We start from the raw sequence: 17,283 nt of genomic DNA, 5'->3' as shown, positions 1-17,283 counted from the left end.
GTGCGGGCAAAAGGAAAGCCCTGATCCTTTAATAATAGTCATAGTCGCAGAGCAGACTGGTTCTTAAGGCAAGAGCGGGGCGATTTTGCCTAAAGCAAAATCCGTGACGCACTGATTCTAGTGATTCTTCGAGACTTTCAGGTGCTCTTCACAACAGTAGTACTTACCGTCTTTCTGGATGGCCTCCGATTCCGGCAGGTGCACACCGCAATGGGCGCAGGCCACCATGCTGGTTATGGAAGGCTTTTGAGAGGGATGATTTTCGCGGGAAGCCAGGGCCCGCTTGATGATTTTCAGGACCAACCACAGTCCGAACAAGATAATGATGAGGCGTAACAGCTGACCCATAAATATTTTTAGGTATCGTATAGGCAGGGGCTAATCGAAATTAACTCTGTATCGTCGTGTTACGGCAGGTTGGTCGGGGTGAGAGGATTTGAACCTCCGGCCCCTTGCTCCCGAAGCAAGTGCGCTACCAGGCTGCGCTACACCCCGTTGATACCTAACTATTGCGATGGGCGGAAAAATGGGCCAGATCGAGAAGCGCTTGTTTGTAAGGCGAATCCGGTATGGCGGCCAAGGCGGCAGAAGCTCGGGAAGCCTCATCTTCAGCCCGCCGCGCAGTGTACGTGATGGAACCCGTTGATTCAATGGCGTCCATGACCTCATCCATCTGGGCCAAGCCACCTTCCTCGATGGCGGCGCGGATCAGCTCGCGCTGGCGGTTATTGCCCTGGCGCAGGGTATATATGAGCGGCAGGGTCGGTTTGCCTTCGGCGAGGTCGTCGCCGATGTTTTTGCCCAGGTCATGGTTGTCGCGCCCATAATCCAGCACATCGTCGATCAGCTGAAATGCCGTGCCGAGATGCATGCCATAAGCCGCCATTGCCGCTTCGACTTCATTGCCTTGGTTGCTGATGATGGCGGATAGTTGGGAACCGGCCTGGAAAAGCTTGGCGGTCTTGTTGCGGATGACCTCGATGTAGTGCTCCTCGGTGGTTTCGGGGTCGTGGCAGTTGAGCAGTTGCATAACCTCGCCCTTGGCGATGGTGTTGGTGGTGTGGGCGAGGATTTCCATCACGCGCATGCTGCCCACCTCGACCATCATCTCGAAAGCGCGTGAATACAGAAAATCCCCCACCAGCACGCTCGCCTCGTTACCCCAGATGCTGTTGGCGGTGGTATGGCCGCGGCGCATCTCCGAGGCATCCACCACGTCATCGTGCAGCAGGGTGGCGGTGTGGATGAATTCGATGATGGCCGCCAGCTGAATGTGGGTCGACCCCTCGTAACCGAGGGCCCGGCTGCCCAGCAGCACCAGCACCGGCCGCAGGCGTTTTCCGCCACTGTGCACGATGTAGGACCCCATCTGGTTGATCAGGACGACGTCGGACTGCAGCCGCGCTTCGATCTCGCGGTTTACAGCCTGCAGATCGTCGCGGGCCAGTGCCTTGATAGCTTCATAATCCATGGAAATAAGGGGTGGTCGAGGTCCGGGCGCATGCTAGGGGGACGAAATACGCGCGTCAAGCCGTTTGACCTGTTGCCCGCCAATCGTTAGAATTGCCGGCCTTTTAGCGGGTTTATCCGCCTATTCCGGCCCCACGGGGCATTCAGGAGTCGAATTTATGTACGCGGTGATTGAAAGCGGCGGCAAGCAGTACCGGGTGTCCCCGGGCGATGTCATTCAAGTAGAGAAGCTGGATACTCCCGAAGGTCAGACCGTCGACTTCAGCCAGGTCCTCATGGTGAGCGACGATCAGGGCGTGCGTGTCGGCAATCCGGTGCTGTCAGGCGCGACGGTAACGGCCAAGGTGAAAAGCCACGGGCGCGACGACAAGATCAAGGTGTTCAAGATGCGCCGGCGCAAGCATTATCGCAAGACCCAGGGCCACCGCCAGTACTACACCGAAATCGAGATCACCGGTATCAAGTAGCAGGGAGATTTTTCATGGCACATAAAAAAGCAGGCGGCAGTTCACGCAACGGCAGAGATTCCCATGCCCAGCGTCTGGGCGTTAAGCGCTATGCCGGCGAGCAGGTGTTGGCGGGCAACATTCTCATCCGTCAGCGCGGCACCGAGTATCATCCCGGCATGAACGTCGGCATCGGCAAGGACGATACCCTGTTCGCCAAGGTCAACGGCCAGGTGAAATTCGAGATCAAGGGACCGCGCAGCCGCAGAACCGTAAGCATCATCCCGGGCTGATCCCGCTACGCAGGCGTCGCAAAACCCCGCCCTGGCAACACGGCGGGGTTTTTTATTTTTATAACCGGTAATCTTGTGACATGAAATTCGTCGATGAAGCCACCATACGTATCGAGGCCGGTAACGGCGGCAACGGCGCGCTATCCTTCCGGCGCGAGAAATTCATCCCCCGCGGCGGGCCGGACGGCGGTGACGGCGGTGACGGCGGCAGCGTTTATCTCGTGGGACGGGAAGGACTCAATACGCTCGTGGACTTCCGTCACACACGTGTCTTCCGCGGCGAGAGCGGTGCCAAGGGTGGTGGGAGCAACTGCACCGGAAAATCCGGGAAGGATCTTTACGTACCGGTTCCTCTCGGCACGCGGGTGACGGATGCGGAAGCGGAAGAACTCATCGGGGAAATTACCCACGATGGCGAATCGCTGCTTGTGGCCCACGGCGGCAGGGGCGGATTGGGCAACACCCATTTCAAGTCGAGCACCAACCGCAGCCCGCGGCGCATGACACCGGGCAAGCCCGGCGAGCGCCGTGCGCTCGCGCTTGAGCTTCAGGTGCTCGCGGATGCCGGTCTGCTCGGCCTGCCCAATGCCGGCAAGTCGACTTTTCTGCGCGCTGTGTCGGACGCGCGTCCCAAGGTGGCGGATTATCCGTTTACCACGCTGCACCCTCATCTGGGTGTGGTGCGCATCGAAGAGAGTCGCAGTTTCGTGGTGGCCGACATTCCCGGTCTTATCGAGGGCGCGGCCGAGGGCGCGGGTCTGGGCCATCAGTTTCTGCGGCACTTGTCACGCACGAATATACTATTGCATCTGGTGGACATGGCGCCGCTCGAGCCGGATGCCGATCCCGCGGCCGGTGTGAAGGCCATTGAATCGGAGCTAAAAAAATTCAATCCGGCGCTGGCCAAGCGGGAGCGCTGGCTGGTGCTGAATAAAATGGACCTTCTGCCCGCGGAGGAGCGGGAGACACAGGCCAAGCGTCTGCTTAAAAAGCTGAAATGGAAGGGCCCGGTGTATAGAATCTCCGCGATCAACCGCGAGGGTTGCCGTGAGCTGGCCATGGATCTGATGCGGCGGCTGGAACAATTGAAAAAGAAAACGGGAAAAACCACTCATGTCCGGAAACGTCAGCCTTAGCCCACGCGCGTCGCTGAAAAGCGCGCGCCGTGTCGTGGTCAAAATCGGCAGCGCTCTGCTGACACGTGACGGCCAGGGACTGAACAACGACGGCATCCAGAATTGGGTCGGGCAGCTGGCGCAGTTCCGCGCTCGCGGCGTGGAAATGGTGCTGGTGACTTCCGGTGCCGTGGCCGCCGGCATGCAGCGGCTCGGCCGCAGTCAACGTCCGCATGCGCTGCACGAACTGCAGGCCATGGCGGCCGTCGGCCAGATGAATCTGGTGCAGGTTTATGAGTCCGCGTTCCAGCGTCACGGGTTGCATACGGCGCAGGTGCTTCTCACCCATGACGACCTCGCGAACCGCAAGCGTTATCTCAACAGCCGTAGCACCTTGCGTACCTTGCTCAGCCTGGGCGTCATTCCCGTCGTCAATGAAAACGATACCGTGGCCACGGAAGAAATCCGTTTCGGCGACAACGACACCCTGGCCGCGCTCGTGGCCAACCTCGTCGAGGCCGATCTGCTGCTCATTCTCACCGACCAAAGAGGTCTCTATGATCGCGATCCGCGCCAGCATCCGGACGCCAAGCTGGTGGAAGAAGGCATTGCCGGCGACAAGCAGCTGTTGTCCATGGCCGGCGGCGGTTCGGGCGCGCTCGGACGCGGCGGCATGCGCACCAAGTTGCTGGCCGCGGAAAAGGCGGCGCACTCCGGTGCGTCAACGGTGATCGCTTCGGGACGCGAGGAGAGCGTGATTGTGCGCGTACTGTCCGGTGAAGTCGTCGGCACGCATCTTAAAGCGGAGCAGGGACGCGTGGCGGCGCGCAAGCAGTGGCTGGCCGGTCATGCGCATGCCGCGGGCAGTCTCACGCTCGATGCCGGAGCGGTCAGGGTCATCCGCGAAAGCGGGAAAAGCCTGTTGCCCGTCGGTGTGAAGGCCATTGCGGGCACATTTACGCGCGGCGAAGTCGTTGCCTGCCTTGACCCGGAAGGCCACGAGGTCGCGCGCGGGCTGGTGAATTACAGTTCCGAGGAAGCGGCGCGCATCATCGGGCACGCCAGCGACAAGATCGAATCCATCCTCGGCTACGTGGATGAGCCGGAGTTGATTCACCGGGATAATCTGATCGTGCTGTAGAGTAATGCACAAACAAAAAAACCGGCGTGAGCCGGTTTTTTTGTGCAAGACGGATAATTTACACCAGCGCGCGCAAACCCTGATTGAGACCGCTTTTGTAGCGGGCCGCCGTATTCTTGTGGATCTGCCCCTTGCCGGCCATGCGGTCGATGACGGAAGCGGCTTCACGGAACGCCAGCTGTGCCGCCGGCTTGTCTTTGGCGGCGATCGCGCTGCGTACTTTCTTGATACGGGTGCGCAGCTCGGTGCGCTGGCCGACGTTGCGGGCGCGGTGGTTTTCCGCCTGACGCGCGCGTTTCTTTGCCTGTGCTGTATTGGCCAAAACCGTTCTCCTGAGAGTGCCCTGAAAAGCGCGCCACTATGCTGATTTCGGGCGTATTTGTCAATCCCGCCAATCCTGCCACCCGGGGAACAACACGGCTTCGGCGGACATCGAACATCCTGCTATTATCCCGGCCTTTATGACATCGCTCCCTGAAATGCATCCGTGAGCCGCAAGCTGCTTAAATCCACGGCGGTGACCGGTGGCATGACCCTGCTGTCACGGATCAGCGGGCTCATCCGCGACATGCTGTTCGCGAGCCTGATCGGCGCGGGCACCGGGGTGGCCGCCGACGCCTTCTACGTCGCCTTCCGCATCCCCAATTTCCTGCGCCGTATCTTCGGCGAAGGCGCGTTTTCTCAGAGCTTCGTGCCGGTGTTCGCCGAATACAAGGCCAAGTACCCGGCGGCGGAAACGCGCGCCTTCGTGGACCACATGACCGGCATACTGGGCGCGATTCTTTTTGGCGTCACGCTGATTGGCGTCATCGCCGCACCCATCCTGGTCATGGTCCTCGCGCCGGGTTTTCTCGATGAGCCGCACAAATATGGCCTGACGGTGCAGATGCTGCGCATCACTTTTCCCTATCTTTTCTTCGTCTCGCTGGTGGCGATGGCGGCGGGCATTCTCAACACCTACGGCCGTTTCGGCGCGGCCGCCTTCACGCCGGTGCTGCTCAATCTGAGCATGATCGGCGCCGCCGTGTGGCTCGCTCCGCGCATGGACGAACCGGTGCTGGCGCTGGCGTGGGGTGTATTCATCGCCGGCGTGACGCAGTTGCTGTTCCAGATTCCGTTCCTGCGCGGCATTAAAATGCTGCCGCGCCCGCGGCTGCATATGCGCGAACGTCATCATGGCGTCATGCGCGTTTTCAAACTTATGCTGCCGGCGATCTTCGGCGTCTCCGTCGCACAGATCAACATGCTGGTCAACACGCTGCTGGCCTCGTTTCTGGTTACCGGCAGTGTCTCGTGGCTCTATTATTCCGACCGCCTGATGGAGTTTCCGCTCGGCGTGTTCGGTATCGCGCTCGCGACCGTCATTCTGCCCAGTCTGGCGCGCCGGCACGCGCGCAATTCGCACGATGAATTTTCCCATCTGCTCGACTGGGGTTTGCGTTGGGTTTTCCTGGTCGCGGTTCCGGCCTCGGTGGCGCTGGTGATTCTTTCAGCGCCGCTGCTGACCACGTTTTTTCACTTCGGCGCGTTCGGCGTCAATGACGTACGGATGAGCGCCAATGCGCTGATGGCATTCTCGTTTGGACTGCTCGGTTTCATATTGATCAAGGTGCTCGCGCCGGGATTCTATGCGCGTCAGGATACCAAAACACCGATGCGCGTCGGTGTGATCGCGCTGGTAGTTAATATCTTGTTGAGCCTGGCGCTGGTGATGCCGCTCAAGCACGTGGGACTGGCGCTGGCCATATCGCTCTCGGCCTTTGTCAATGCCGGGTTGCTGTTCTTCATGCTGCGACGGCACAACGTGTACCGGCCGCTGCCCGGCTGGGGACTGTTTCTGGCGCGGATTGTCCTCGCCAGCGCCGTCATGGGTGCGGTGCTCTACTGGGGCACGGGCGATATTGATTCCTGGTTGACCACGCCCGCCCTGCAGCGCGCCTATCGATTGTCAATATGGGTCAGCGCCGGCGCGGCGGTGTATTTATTGACCGTTATGGCGTTCGGTGTACGATTGGCACAGTTACTGCTTAAGAAGGGGCAGGGGGCGCCAACCGATGACTAGCGCAGCTCAGATTTACCAGATTTCGGCCTGCAACAATCCGCGCGCGTTCACGCTGACGGAAGCCGAGGAGCTGTTTCCGCTGGTATGGAAAATCACCGAAGAGGCCTACCGTGAACTCGAGCCGGTGCGCCGCGCGCTCGAGGCGATGTTGCCGAGCAATCCCCAGACCCGGAAAGTGGAAAAGGACTACGAGACCATCGTGCGGCGCTGGATGGGCAAGATGGAACGGCTCGGTCTCGTGGTCAAAGGACTGTGGCTGGCGGATTTCGACACCGGCGACGGCTATCTGTGCTGGAAATTTCCCGAATTGCGCATCGGTCATTATCACAGTTATCAAGAGGGCTTCGGCGCGCGCCGTCCGCTGCACGATATCATCGAAGAACTCGATCCGGACTGGGCGCATCTGTAGGAACCCCTGGTTTCGCTTCGTCCGCTGCTTGTTCTCGCGTGTCCGAGACGGTAACCTTCACCGTTTCTCTACGTTAAAACCTGAACTGTCCCATGGAGTTCATACGCGGGTGGCATAACCTGAGGCCGCAGCATCGCGGGTGTGTCGCCACGATCGGCAATTTTGACGGCGTGCATCTCGGTCATCAGGCGGTGATCGGCCAATTGGCGGAAAAAGCCGAAAAGCTCGGTCTGCCCACCCAGGTCATCCTGTTTGAACCGCAGCCGCAGGAATTCTTCCAGCCGGACGCCGCCGTTCCGCGGCTTACGCGCCTGCGCGAAAAGCTCCAGGCACTGCGGCGCTATTCCGTGGATCGGGTCTTGTGTCTGCATTTTGACGCCGGATTCGCGGCCATGGAACCCGAGGAATTCATCCAGCGCCTGCTGGTGGATGGATTGGGTGTGCGCTATCTCGTCGTCGGAGACGATTTCCATTTCGGCCGGAAGCGGCGCGGGAATTTTGACATGCTCGCCACGGCGGGACGGCAGCACGGCTTCCAGGTCGTGAACATGCATACCGTGGCGATCGACGGGGAACGCGTCTCGAGCACGCGCATCCGCGCGGCGCTGGCGGACGGCGATCTGGTGCAGGCCGAGAAGCTCCTGGGCCGGCCGTACCGTATGTGCGGGCGCGTGGCGCATGGCGACAAGCTCGGCCGCACTCTCGGTTTTCCGACCGCCAACATTTACCTGCACCGCAAGGTGACGCCGATCAAGGGGATCTTCGCCGTGGAGGTGTTCGGCCTCAAGACCGAGCCGCTCGCCGGTGCGGCCAATATCGGCACCCGCCCGACCGTCGGCGGCACCCGCACGCTGCTCGAGGTGAACCTGCTGGACTTCAGCGAAGATATCTACGGCGCCTATGTGCAGGTGAATTTCCTGCACAAGCTGCGCGATGAGAAGCGGTTCGAGTCGCTGGAAGAGTTGCGCCGCTGGATAGAAAAGGATGTCGCGGACGTGCGCGCCTTTTTCCGCGGGTACCATCCGTTGCACCGGGAAACCGGTTGCCGGGAAAAAACCGGCTGAAATCTTTTCAAAGGTGTTCTGGTGAACGACTATAAGAATACGCTCAATCTCCCGCAGACGGATTTCCCGATGAAGGCCAATCTCGCCGTGCGCGAGCCGGAAACCCTCAAGCGTTGGCAGGAAATGGATCTCAACAAGAAACTGCGCGAGCAGGGCCGCGGCCGTCCGAAGTATGTCCTGCACGACGGGCCACCCTACGCCAACGGCGACATTCACATCGGGCATGCGGTCAACAAAATCCTCAAGGACATCATCGTCAAATCCAGAATCCTGAGCGGCTTCGATGCGCCTTACGTGCCGGGTTGGGATTGTCATGGCCTGCCCATCGAGCATGCCGTCGAGAAGAAAATCGGCAAGGCGGGGGTGCAGGTGGAGCCCTCCAAATTCCGTCAGGCTTGTCGCGAATATGCGCGCGCGCAAGTCGATCGGCAGCGCGAGGATTTCATCCGCCTCGGCGTGATCGGCGATTGGGAGCATCCGTACCTGACGATGGATTTTGCATTCGAGGCCGGCATCATTCGCGCGCTCGGGCGCATCATCGCCACCGGCCATGTGGTGCGTGGTCACAAGCCGGTGCACTGGTGCAGCGACTGTGGTTCGGCGTTGGCCGAGGCGGAAGTGGAGTACATGGACAAGACCTCGCCGGCCATCGACGTGCGGTTTGCCGTGGTTGATCCGGAAGCGTTTCTCGCCCGCGTCGAGCATGCCCCGGGGCATGCGGGCGACGGTCCGGTGAGTGTGGTGATCTGGACCACGACGCCGTGGACCTTGCCGGCCAATCAGGCGGTCGCACTGCATCCGGATCTGGAGTATGTGTTGCTGCAATGCACTGGACCTCAGGGGCATGAACGTTTGCTCATCGCTGAACCCCTGGTCAAGGAGGTGATGGGACGTTATGGCATCGAAAATTATCGGGTGTTGGCCACTTGTCGCGGCCGGGATCTGGAAGGCGTGAAGCTCAGGCATCCATTCTATGCGCGCGAGGTACCGATCATTCTCGGCGAGCACGTGACGACCGATACCGGTACCGGCGCGGTGCACACAGCGCCCGGGCACGGCCTCGAGGATTACGTGGTCGGCGAGCGCTATGGGCTCGCGGTGTACAACCCCGTGGGCGAGGACGGAAAATTTCTCCCCGGCACCGAACTTTTCGCCGGCGAACACGTATTCAAGGCCAACGATCACGTCATCGAGGTGCTCAAGTCGCGTGGCGCGCTGCTGCACGTGGTCGCGCTGAACCACAGCTATCCGCACTGCTGGCGCCACAAGACCCCGATTATCTTCCGCGCCACCTCGCAGTGGTTCATCAGCATGGAGCGACTGCGCGAACCGGCGCTACGCGCCATCGTCGGCACCCAATGGATCCCCGACTGGGGTGCGGCGCGCATCCAGGGCATGGTTGAAAATCGCCCTGACTGGTGCATCTCCCGCCAGCGCTCGTGGGGCGTTCCCATCCCGCTTTTCGTGCACCGCCAGACCGGCGAGGCGCACCCGGATACCGACCGGCTGATCGAGAAAGTGGCCAAGCGCGTCGAAGAACGCGGCATCGATGCCTGGTTTGACCTGAGGAAGGAGGAACTCCTGGGCGCGGATGCCGCGAACTACGAGAAAGTGAGCGATACCCTCGATGTCTGGTTCGATTCCGGGGTGACCCATGCCTGTGTGCTGGAACGCCGGCCGGAGCTGTCGTTTCCCGCCGATCTTTACCTCGAGGGCTCGGATCAGCACCGCGGCTGGTTTCAGTCTTCGTTGCTCACTTCGGTGGCGATGCGCGGGACGGCACCGTACAAGCGTGTCCTGACGCACGGCTTCACCGTGGACGCCAAGGGCCGGAAGATGTCCAAGTCGCTGGGCAATGTGATCGTGCCGCAGAAGGTTATCAAGGTCATGGGCGCGGATATTCTGCGTCTGTGGGTGGCGGCGACCGATTACCGCGCGGAGATGAGCATTTCCGACGAGATTCTCACGCGCATGTCCGATTCTTACCGGCGTATCCGCAATACCACGCGCTACTTCTTGGCAAGCCTTTCCGGCTTCGAGACGTCGGCGCTTCTGGCGGCGAAGGACATGTTGGCCCTGGATCAGTGGGCGTTGCAGCGGGCGCACGATCTGCAAAAGGAAGTATTGCAGGCTTACGAGGAATTCCAGTTTCATCTCATCTATCAGAAGTTGCACCAGTTCTGCGTGGTGGACATGGGCGGTTTCTATCTCGATGTTCTCAAGGACCGGATGTACACCATGCCCGCGAACAGCCGTGGACGCCGCTCGGCGCAGACGGCGATGTTTCATATTCTGGAGGCGCTGGTGCGGTGGCTGGCGCCGGTGCTGACCTTCACCGCCGAGGAAATCTGGCGCCACATGCCGGGGAAGCGGAGTGAATCGGTGTTTCTGGAAAAGTGGCACGCACTGCCGGCGCTCCCCGAGCGTGCGCTGGACATGCCATTCTGGAATGAAGTGACTGCCGTGCGACAGGCAGTGGCCAAGGAGCTGGAAAAGTTGCGTGTGGCCGGTGACATCGGTTCCGGTCTCGATGCGGAAGTGGACCTCTATGGCGATGATTCCTGGCAGGAGCGGTTACGCCGGTTGGGAGACGAGTTGCGGTTTGTATTCATCACCTCCTACGCGCGGGTACATGGGCTGGATGAGAAAACATCCGGCGCCGTGGAGACGGAGATCAAGGGGCTTTACGTACGCGTTGCGCCTTCGGCCCATCCCAAGTGCATCCGCTGCTGGCATCACCGCGAAGACGTGGGCGCGAACCAGGAACATCCGCAGATCTGCGGCCGCTGCGTGCAAAATGTCGCCGGTTCCGGCGAAACGCGGAGTTACGCCTGATGTGGCGGCTTTTGTGGATCGCTGCCGCTGTTTTCGTCGCCGATCAACTGACGAAGTTTGCGGCGGCCAATTATTTGACGCGGCATGGGGACGTACAGCTCACTTCATTTCTCAATTTTGCGCTGGTGCACAATACGGGTGCGGCCTTCGGCTTTCTGAGCTCTGCCTCCGGATGGCAAAATATTTTTTTTATTGTCGTTGCCTTGGTCGCCTGCGTTGTTATTTTGTGGATGACATGGCGTCTGTCGGCGAATGATCTCGTTCTGGGCACCGGACTCATGCTGGTCCTCGGTGGTGCCGCAGGTAATCTTACCGACCGGCTTCTTCATGGTTATGTGATTGATTTCGTTGACGTCTACTACCGTGCCTGGCATTGGCCGGCGTTCAATGTCGCCGATTCAGCCATTACCGTCGGCGCCATGTTGCTGGCGCTAGACGCACTGGGCTGGTATCCAGGGAAAAAACAACGGATGTCATGATCGCGCCGACGAGCGTCTCTGGCAAAAGTATCAGACACAGCTAAACTATTATTTGTTACAGATGGCGCGGTAGTCTATAGATGTCCACGCCTATCTTTCCACGTAAAGGAGCTTCCAATATGTTCAGGTCTGTGAAATCTTATCTGTCTGCGGCAGCTGCGAGTTTATTTTTGATTTCTCTGTCTCTATCAGTGGGCGCAACGGATCGCCCCAACAATGAGAAAGTCAATGAGGACGATCCGGTGGTAATGTGTCAGAAAACGTGTCAGGAGGAGAAAAACAAAGAGAATTATGAGGCATGCATGTTAAAGTGCAAGGAAACCCACAAAAGCACGCCGCGGGTTACCCTGCCCGAGAAAAAATAGTTTCTTCCCAAGCTGGTTTCATCCACAACGCCCGGTCTATCCGGGCGTTGTTTTATCAACGCTATTGCTGCCGTTTTTCCGGGTATTTTCTAGGCTAAGTTGCTGGAGCCCTGATCGCCTCAGCAAAACAGGGTATCATTGCGGTATGCAAGTGTATCTCGCCAACCCCCGCGGTTTCTGCGCGGGCGTCGACCGTGCCATAGAAATCGTCGAACGCGCTCTCGAATTGTTCGGAGCACCCATCTATGTCAGGCACGAAGTGGTGCACAACCGGTTCGTGGTCGATGACCTGCGCAACAAGGGCGCGGTGTTTGTCGAGGAACTTGACCAAGTCCCTTCCGGAGCGACGGTAATCTTCAGCGCCCATGGCGTTTCCCGCGCGGTGCGGGAAGAGGCCGAGCAGCGGGGATTGCGCGTGTTCGATGCGACCTGTCCGCTGGTCACGAAAGTGCATATGGAAGCGGTGCGCCATCGCAACAACGGCACGGAGTGCATTTTGATCGGCCATGCCGGGCATCCTGAAGTGGAGGGCACGATGGGACAGGCCGATACTGACATGCACCTGGTGGAGTCGGTCGAAGATGTCGTCAGGCTGAAGATCAGGGATGAATCCAATCTCGCCTATGTCACCCAGACCACGCTCTCCATGGACGATACGGCGCGGATTGTTTCCGCGTTGCGCGCGCGTTTTCCGCATATCAGGGGTCCGAAGAAGGACGATATTTGTTACGCCACGCAGAACCGCCAGGATGCGGTTAAAACACTGGCGAAGACGGTAGACGTCATGCTGGTGGTCGGCTCGTCCAATAGCTCGAATTCCAATCGATTGCGCGAAGTGGCGGAAGGGTTGGGCGTGCGCGCCTACATGATCGATGCACCGGAAGATATCCGGCATGAATGGCTGGCGGGCGTGCAGAAAATAGGACTGACCGCGGGCGCCTCGGCGCCGGAAGTTCTGGTCCAGAAAATTATTGCGCGTTTGCAGGAATGGGGCGCACGGCTGGTCAAGGAAAATCCCGGCAACCCTGAAAGTGTCAGCTTCCCGATACCGAAGGCATTACGGTCACGTTCCGGGCTCTAGCCATCCAGGCCAGGTTCAGGTTGGTGATGACTGTATCTTGTTATTTGGCGGTCCAGCTCACCCAGGTTCCGAGATTCTTCCGGTTCCACTCGCGTCTGCCGGTCGCATCGATTCTGAGCGCTCCGTTACCCGCTTGTAGGCCGCTGGGTGTTGCGGTGAGCGTATAACCGCAACTGAGTAAGGCACCGGCACCGGAGCAGTTGCCCTGAATGTTTCCCGCCACCGGGTTGCCAACGCTGTAGTAACCATTTTCGGAAGTCGTGCTGCTAATGCGCAGACTCCCGGTGGTCGCCGTGTTGCAACTATTCGTGCTGCTGGTGATGAGTGTTGCGGCATACCAGCTGCAGTCGGAAAAATACTTTTCCTGTTGATTGACGATAGAGAGAAGCAAGGTTTGTGCTTCAGAACGTCGTGCCTGTGTCACGTAATCCCGGTAACTGGGGTAGGCGATGCCGGCGAGGATACCGATGATGACCACGGTTATCATCAGTTCGATCAACGTAAAACCAAGGTATAAACGTTTCTTCATGTGGGAGTTCTCAGGAATCTGGCGCTTGATTCTGAAGTATAGACTTCCATCCGGTTAACGCAAAACGTTGTTCCGCGTGTCGGGAAATGAGTGTTTGCGACTACGGCATGTAACATGAGCAACACTTGCATGATAAACAACAGCATCTATAGAAGATTTGCGACTGAGACTAAACGCGACTTGTGTCCACACCCACCTTCCGCTTCGCGTGGAAGGTGGGTGGGATTTCTGTTGTCTTATGGTTGAGCGACGGTTAATCGTGCCAGAAGGACTTCTGCGGATTGTTCGATAGGTCGAGCGGCACTTGAGTCGAACCGCCCGACACGTTGACAAGGCCCGTGGTCCCGCCACTCCTCACGACAATCACCACTTCGGAGGGTATACCTCCGCCGATTGTGTTCGACCGATCCGGGACGAGATCCCCATTGAGGTCCACACCCGGTGTGGCGTCGAGGAAATTTAAGGCATAAACCTTGGCAGTGCCTTCCGAGGCGGCGCAGGTGGCGGTCGCGCTGGTATCGTTCGACGGCGTGAACGTGGTGACATAGAGCACGCCTTCGAAGATCGTGGTCTTGGCCAGGACCTTTTCGCCAACCCAGTTTGTGCTTAGCCCGTTGGGCAATGAGATATTGTTCAACTCCTGAAGATCAATATACCAGCCCTTGGCGGCCTTGATGGCAGCAAGTGCCGCGGCATAACCCGAGCTTGTCGAATCCGCAAGGGTGTCAACGGTGGCATTGAACATTGTTGTCTCGGTGATAGCGCTTGGAGTGGTCGCCGGAGCGCCCGTGATGTAGTTCACGTCCCGGAAGGCATATATCCGGTTGTGAACCGCTTCCTGGACTGGAGTCAGATTCGTGGTCAGCAAGTCCAGTGGATCTTCCCGGTCGCCGCTCCCGATGGTAACCAAATCGTAGAGCGCAGTGGAAGAAAATGTTGAATCTTCGACTGGCGCCACGTCCGGCGGATAGAAGAACTTGCGCCGGTTCTGTTTGGTGGTCGCGGAACAGCTCATGCGGGTGTCCCCCGTGCAACCCACGTCGGCAAATACAAAACCGGAGGTCGAGCCGTTACTGCCGGTACCCAGATTGGTGGCCAGGTCTATGCGCCACAGCTGTCCTCCGGTATCGCCGACGTAGAGCCGGTCGGTGCGTCCATCGCCGTTCGTATCGTTCACGGCAAGGTCGGAGGGGATGCTGTATTGCATGTTCGTCAGCACCAGATCGGCGCTGCTGTCGCTACTGGCCCACCACAGGCGCGCGCCTGTAAAGGGGTCGGCCATATAGATGGCGTGACCCATGCTGTCCGTGCCGGTTGGAATGCCATTGTCCTGATTCGTATCGTAGCCGCCACCAAAGAGCAGCACGGTCCGCGACTTGGTGTCGTCGGTTTTCGGATTGGCATCGTCGCATTCCGAGCCGCTGCAGGCGTAACGGACGCGCGTGACCAGGGGCCTGGACCAGGTCTGGCCGAGCTGGGTGTAGGATCCGCTTCCGCCCTGGATCACCCACATCAGTTTAGGAGTGACCTTGTTGGCGGTGTCACCCGGACCGGTCACCTTGTTGGGTGACGGAGTGACATCGAAGGCGTATATATTGCGACCACCGCGGCGCATGCCGATGAACATATACACCTTGTCACCGGCGGCGGGATCGATGGTGCCGTCGTTGTTGATGTCCTTGACCCAGAACGAGGGCGTACCGTCCAGCCCGGTGATATGGTTGCCGTCAGCACCCTGCGCCAGCGAATATTGCTGGTTCAGCATCTCCTGGGGAATGAATGCCCATTCTTCTGCTCCGGTGCTGCTGTTGATCATGTGCACGGCGCCGTCGTTCGTACCCACGAACAGCTTGATAATCGGCTTATTGGGATCAGGTGCGCCCAATAGTGTCGACTCGAAGCCGTAGGTAATGGCGGCCGGACGGCTGTGCAGCGGGTCGGCAAAGGCCCAACGGGCGTCCGCGGTCGAGGTGTTGCTGGCCTTGTTGTAGACGTATTGACTGGCAGTCGTCCAATCATCATAGCTGTCCTTGCTCAGCATCCAATTGATCAGGTCGTCCACGTCGGTGCTCGTGGCGGTCGACGCCAACCCCAGAATGGTGGGGTTGGACACCGCCGCGCTGCGCAGCGTATTGCTGGACGCGGTGCCGATGACGAACGGTGACGCGGGCGACGATGCGCTCAGTCCGGTGTAGCTCCCCCGGTAGGTGTAAACCTGGCGAGTCGGGCTGGCGTTGTAGGCGGCTATGTGCGAGCCGGCCCCGCCCTGGGTGACGTTGGCGCCGTCTTGGGTTGTCGTGGTCGCCCAGTAACTGACCGCGGTATCCAGTATTTTGGATTGAATGTCGGTGGCGGGCACGTTGTTGAAATCGATGATATCGCCGAACGTGCATGTTCCGGCGTCGGATTGTGTTCTGTTACACAGCGCGAATTTCTTGATGTTTCCGTCCCACGTCACGGAACTCGATGGCTTGAAGAAGGCGAAATAGAGTTCGTCGCGGTTGAACAGTTTGTTGAACGCGTTGATGGAAAGGCTCGGAGACGTGAAGGAGGCATTCGTTTGCAGAATGTCCGTAATGGCGCCCTGCAAGGCGGTCGACAACTGGTCCGCGTCGTCGGCGTTGTAGTATTTGCCGCCGCCTTTGCTGGCGGCTTGCTGAAGCAAGGCCAAGCCGCTGGCTGAAATGGAACCGCCAAAGCCGATGGTATAGGTGCTCACCACCTGATTGCCCGGCAGGCCCGAATAGACGTCATGGGTATGCATCCAGCCGGACAGTTCATCGAGGCAGCTCGGGCTGCTACAAGTGCCAATGCCGGATAATCCTTTGATCTTGGTATCCGCACTGGTGTCGTTGGTTGGATCACCGTCCGTGACGTAGATAATGTAAGCCGTTTGACAACCGAACTTGAAAGGAGATATGTAGGTGCCGGTGTTATAGGCTGAATTGCCGGCAGCGATCGCGTCATACTTGCCACCGTTGTTGCAGGCGCTGTTGGTTACGTTTTGTGCGCACGAATCCTGGTGCGGCGTCTGCACCGGCGAGGGATTGCCGTAGGTGACAGTCAGCCCGCCAAAATAGCGGTAGACTTCCCACATGGTTTCCGCCAACGGCGTGTAGGTGCTCGCGGTGAGACTGTCGACCACGTTTTTCATGATCGTGCGGCGCGTGTCATCCATCGTGTCAATTCTGAATATTACGCGTCCGCCATCCGGTGATGTATTGTTCTCATTAAACACCGTCAATCCGAAGCGGATGGACTTGTTGGCGTCGATGATGCTTTTGACCGCGTCCTTGGCCACGCTTATGCGTGTCTTGGTCACCAGCAAGTTGGGGTTGTTCGAGTAATTCATGTAATTGGCGTTATAGAGCACCGGGGTGGCGTTGCTGGTGAAGTTGGTCCAGTTGAACGCCTGGTTGGCGGTCGACGTATAGGCGACGGATGTCGAATCGCGCGGAAAAGTGTTATCCCCGGCCGTCTGACCGTTAGTCGTGCCGTCGGCCATGCAGTCCACGTACGTGATAGTGCTGTTGTCCTTGTTGTTCAGTGTTTTCCAGTTCTTGTTGTTGTTGTTTCCGGTGTTATCCCAGCGCGCGATTTTTGTCGAGCCATAAAATCCGCTGCTGTTCAGCGCCGAGGTGGAGTTGAGGCATTTATTCTTGGTCGCGGTGAACCAGTCGCTGGAAGAGTTGCTGGGCGGGGTACTGCTGAACGACCAGTAAATCCGTCCGCTGATGGATGAACAGTTGCCGGGTTTACCGGCATTGGCGTTGCTGATGCCCGTGAGCGTATCGAGATTGCCGGTGCAGTAGTTAATGGATGGATCGTAGGCCGGGCGCGTGCTGCTGATGACGGTGTCCATACTTCCCGAGTTGTCGAGAATGATCATCACGTTCGGGGAGTCATCTCTTTGCACCTGGGGTGCCATCAGGTAGATGTCTGTATCTTTGGCTTGAGTCTGGGCGATACCCGACATGCCGATAATCACGACAGT

Annotated in this window: 15 protein-coding genes and 1 tRNA gene; 10 read left to right on the top strand and 6 right to left on the bottom strand. The window is 58.9% G+C overall.

The features are described from left to right. Positions 1-117 precede the first annotated feature (117 nt). The 3 genes from ACC569_RS00585 to ispB form a co-directional block, all read right to left on the bottom strand. Positions 118-348: a PP0621 family protein gene (locus ACC569_RS00585; protein WP_372521540.1), complete on the bottom strand. Its 231-nt coding sequence runs from the start codon at positions 346-348 to the stop codon at positions 118-120. Positions 349-418: 70 nt separating this feature from the next. Then, positions 419-495: transfer RNA gene (locus tag ACC569_RS00580), tRNA-Pro, on the bottom strand. A gap of 7 nt (positions 496-502) precedes the next feature. Continuing rightward, positions 503-1,471, bottom strand: coding sequence for an octaprenyl diphosphate synthase (gene ispB / locus ACC569_RS00575; protein ID WP_372521539.1), 969 nt, complete (start codon positions 1,469-1,471; stop codon positions 503-505). Positions 1,472-1,628: 157 nt separating this feature from the next. Between ispB and rplU the strand changes: the two genes are divergently transcribed. From rplU to proB, 4 genes are all read left to right on the top strand, one after another. Beyond that, positions 1,629-1,937, top strand: a complete 309-nt coding sequence (gene rplU / locus ACC569_RS00570; protein WP_372521538.1) for a 50S ribosomal protein L21 — start codon at positions 1,629-1,631, stop codon at positions 1,935-1,937. A 14-nt stretch (positions 1,938-1,951) separates the two neighbouring features. Beyond that, positions 1,952-2,209, top strand: a complete 258-nt coding sequence (rpmA, locus tag ACC569_RS00565; protein WP_372521537.1) for a 50S ribosomal protein L27 — start codon at positions 1,952-1,954, stop codon at positions 2,207-2,209. Positions 2,210-2,289: 80 nt separating this feature from the next. Next, positions 2,290-3,345 carry an Obg family GTPase CgtA gene (cgtA, locus tag ACC569_RS00560; RefSeq protein ID WP_372521536.1) on the top strand — a complete coding sequence of 352 codons (1,056 nt, stop codon included), beginning with the start codon at positions 2,290-2,292 and terminating at the stop codon, positions 3,343-3,345. Continuing rightward, entirely contained in the window at positions 3,323-4,465 is a 1,143-nt protein-coding gene (gene proB / locus ACC569_RS00555; protein ID WP_372521535.1) for a glutamate 5-kinase, read from the top strand. The genes cgtA and proB overlap by 23 nt, the downstream gene beginning before the upstream one ends. A gap of 58 nt (positions 4,466-4,523) precedes the next feature. On the opposite strand, the gene rpsT is transcribed toward proB, so the two are convergent. Then, positions 4,524-4,787, bottom strand: coding sequence for a 30S ribosomal protein S20 (gene rpsT, locus ACC569_RS00550; protein WP_372521534.1), 264 nt, complete (start codon positions 4,785-4,787; stop codon positions 4,524-4,526). 165 nt (positions 4,788-4,952) lie between these two features. Between rpsT and murJ the strand changes: the two genes are divergently transcribed. From murJ to ispH, 6 genes are all read left to right on the top strand, one after another. Next, positions 4,953-6,527 carry a murein biosynthesis integral membrane protein MurJ gene (gene murJ, locus ACC569_RS00545; RefSeq protein ID WP_372521533.1) on the top strand — a complete coding sequence of 525 codons (1,575 nt, stop codon included), beginning with the start codon at positions 4,953-4,955 and terminating at the stop codon, positions 6,525-6,527. Then, the gene (locus tag ACC569_RS00540) at positions 6,520-6,936 is read left to right on the top strand and encodes a DUF2203 family protein (RefSeq protein ID WP_372521532.1); all 417 of its coding nucleotides are present in this window, start codon (positions 6,520-6,522) and stop codon (positions 6,934-6,936) included. The genes murJ and ACC569_RS00540 overlap by 8 nt, the downstream gene beginning before the upstream one ends. Before the next feature lie 92 nt (positions 6,937-7,028). Beyond that, positions 7,029-8,000 carry a bifunctional riboflavin kinase/FAD synthetase gene (gene ribF / locus ACC569_RS00535; protein WP_372521531.1) on the top strand — a complete coding sequence of 324 codons (972 nt, stop codon included), beginning with the start codon at positions 7,029-7,031 and terminating at the stop codon, positions 7,998-8,000. 21 nt (positions 8,001-8,021) lie between these two features. After that, positions 8,022-10,835 (top strand): isoleucine--tRNA ligase, encoded by a 2,814-nt coding sequence (gene ileS, locus ACC569_RS00530; RefSeq protein ID WP_372521530.1) that lies wholly within the window; start codon positions 8,022-8,024, stop codon positions 10,833-10,835. Next, positions 10,835-11,314, top strand: a complete 480-nt coding sequence (gene lspA, locus ACC569_RS00525; protein ID WP_372521529.1) for a signal peptidase II — start codon at positions 10,835-10,837, stop codon at positions 11,312-11,314. Before ileS ends, lspA begins: the two co-directional genes overlap by 1 nt. A 510-nt stretch (positions 11,315-11,824) precedes the next feature. Next, a complete protein-coding gene (ispH, locus tag ACC569_RS00520) occupies positions 11,825-12,760 on the top strand; it encodes a 4-hydroxy-3-methylbut-2-enyl diphosphate reductase (RefSeq protein ID WP_372521528.1) in 936 nt (311 codons plus the stop codon). A 40-nt stretch (positions 12,761-12,800) separates the two neighbouring features. On the opposite strand, the gene ACC569_RS00515 is transcribed toward ispH, so the two are convergent. Both ACC569_RS00515 and ACC569_RS00510 read right to left on the bottom strand, forming a co-directional pair. After that, positions 12,801-13,289, bottom strand: a complete 489-nt coding sequence (locus ACC569_RS00515) for a type IV pilin protein (protein WP_372521527.1) — start codon at positions 13,287-13,289, stop codon at positions 12,801-12,803. A gap of 253 nt (positions 13,290-13,542) precedes the next feature. Beyond that, positions 13,543-17,283: pilus assembly protein (locus ACC569_RS00510; RefSeq protein WP_372521526.1), on the bottom strand; the 3,741-nt coding region annotated here is incomplete at its 5' end.

The organism is Sulfuricaulis sp. (assembly GCF_041499725.1).
Lineage (GTDB): Bacteria > Pseudomonadota > Gammaproteobacteria > Acidiferrobacterales > Sulfurifustaceae > Sulfuricaulis.
Note: the sequence above shows the minus strand (reverse complement) of the source record. Positions and strands in the feature narration are given on the sequence as shown.

Excerpts from the sequence above, each read along its gene's own strand:
- ACC569_RS00585 (WP_372521540.1), bottom strand. The coding sequence starts at position 348 with ATGGGTCAGCTGTTACGCCTCATCATTATCTTGTTCGGACTGTGGTTG.
- ispB (WP_372521539.1), bottom strand. The coding sequence starts at position 1,471 with ATGGATTATGAAGCTATCAAGGCACTGGCCCGCGACGATCTGCAGGCT.
- rplU (WP_372521538.1), top strand. The coding sequence starts at position 1,629 with ATGTACGCGGTGATTGAAAGCGGCGGCAAGCAGTACCGGGTGTCCCCG.
- rpmA (WP_372521537.1), top strand. The coding sequence starts at position 1,952 with ATGGCACATAAAAAAGCAGGCGGCAGTTCACGCAACGGCAGAGATTCC.
- cgtA (WP_372521536.1), top strand. The coding sequence starts at position 2,290 with ATGAAATTCGTCGATGAAGCCACCATACGTATCGAGGCCGGTAACGGC.
- proB (WP_372521535.1), top strand. The coding sequence starts at position 3,323 with ATGTCCGGAAACGTCAGCCTTAGCCCACGCGCGTCGCTGAAAAGCGCG.
- ACC569_RS00540 (WP_372521532.1), top strand. The coding sequence starts at position 6,520 with ATGACTAGCGCAGCTCAGATTTACCAGATTTCGGCCTGCAACAATCCG.
- ribF (WP_372521531.1), top strand. The coding sequence starts at position 7,029 with ATGGAGTTCATACGCGGGTGGCATAACCTGAGGCCGCAGCATCGCGGG.
- lspA (WP_372521529.1), top strand. The coding sequence starts at position 10,835 with ATGTGGCGGCTTTTGTGGATCGCTGCCGCTGTTTTCGTCGCCGATCAA.
- ispH (WP_372521528.1), top strand. The coding sequence starts at position 11,825 with ATGCAAGTGTATCTCGCCAACCCCCGCGGTTTCTGCGCGGGCGTCGAC.
- ACC569_RS00515 (WP_372521527.1), bottom strand. The coding sequence starts at position 13,289 with ATGAAGAAACGTTTATACCTTGGTTTTACGTTGATCGAACTGATGATA.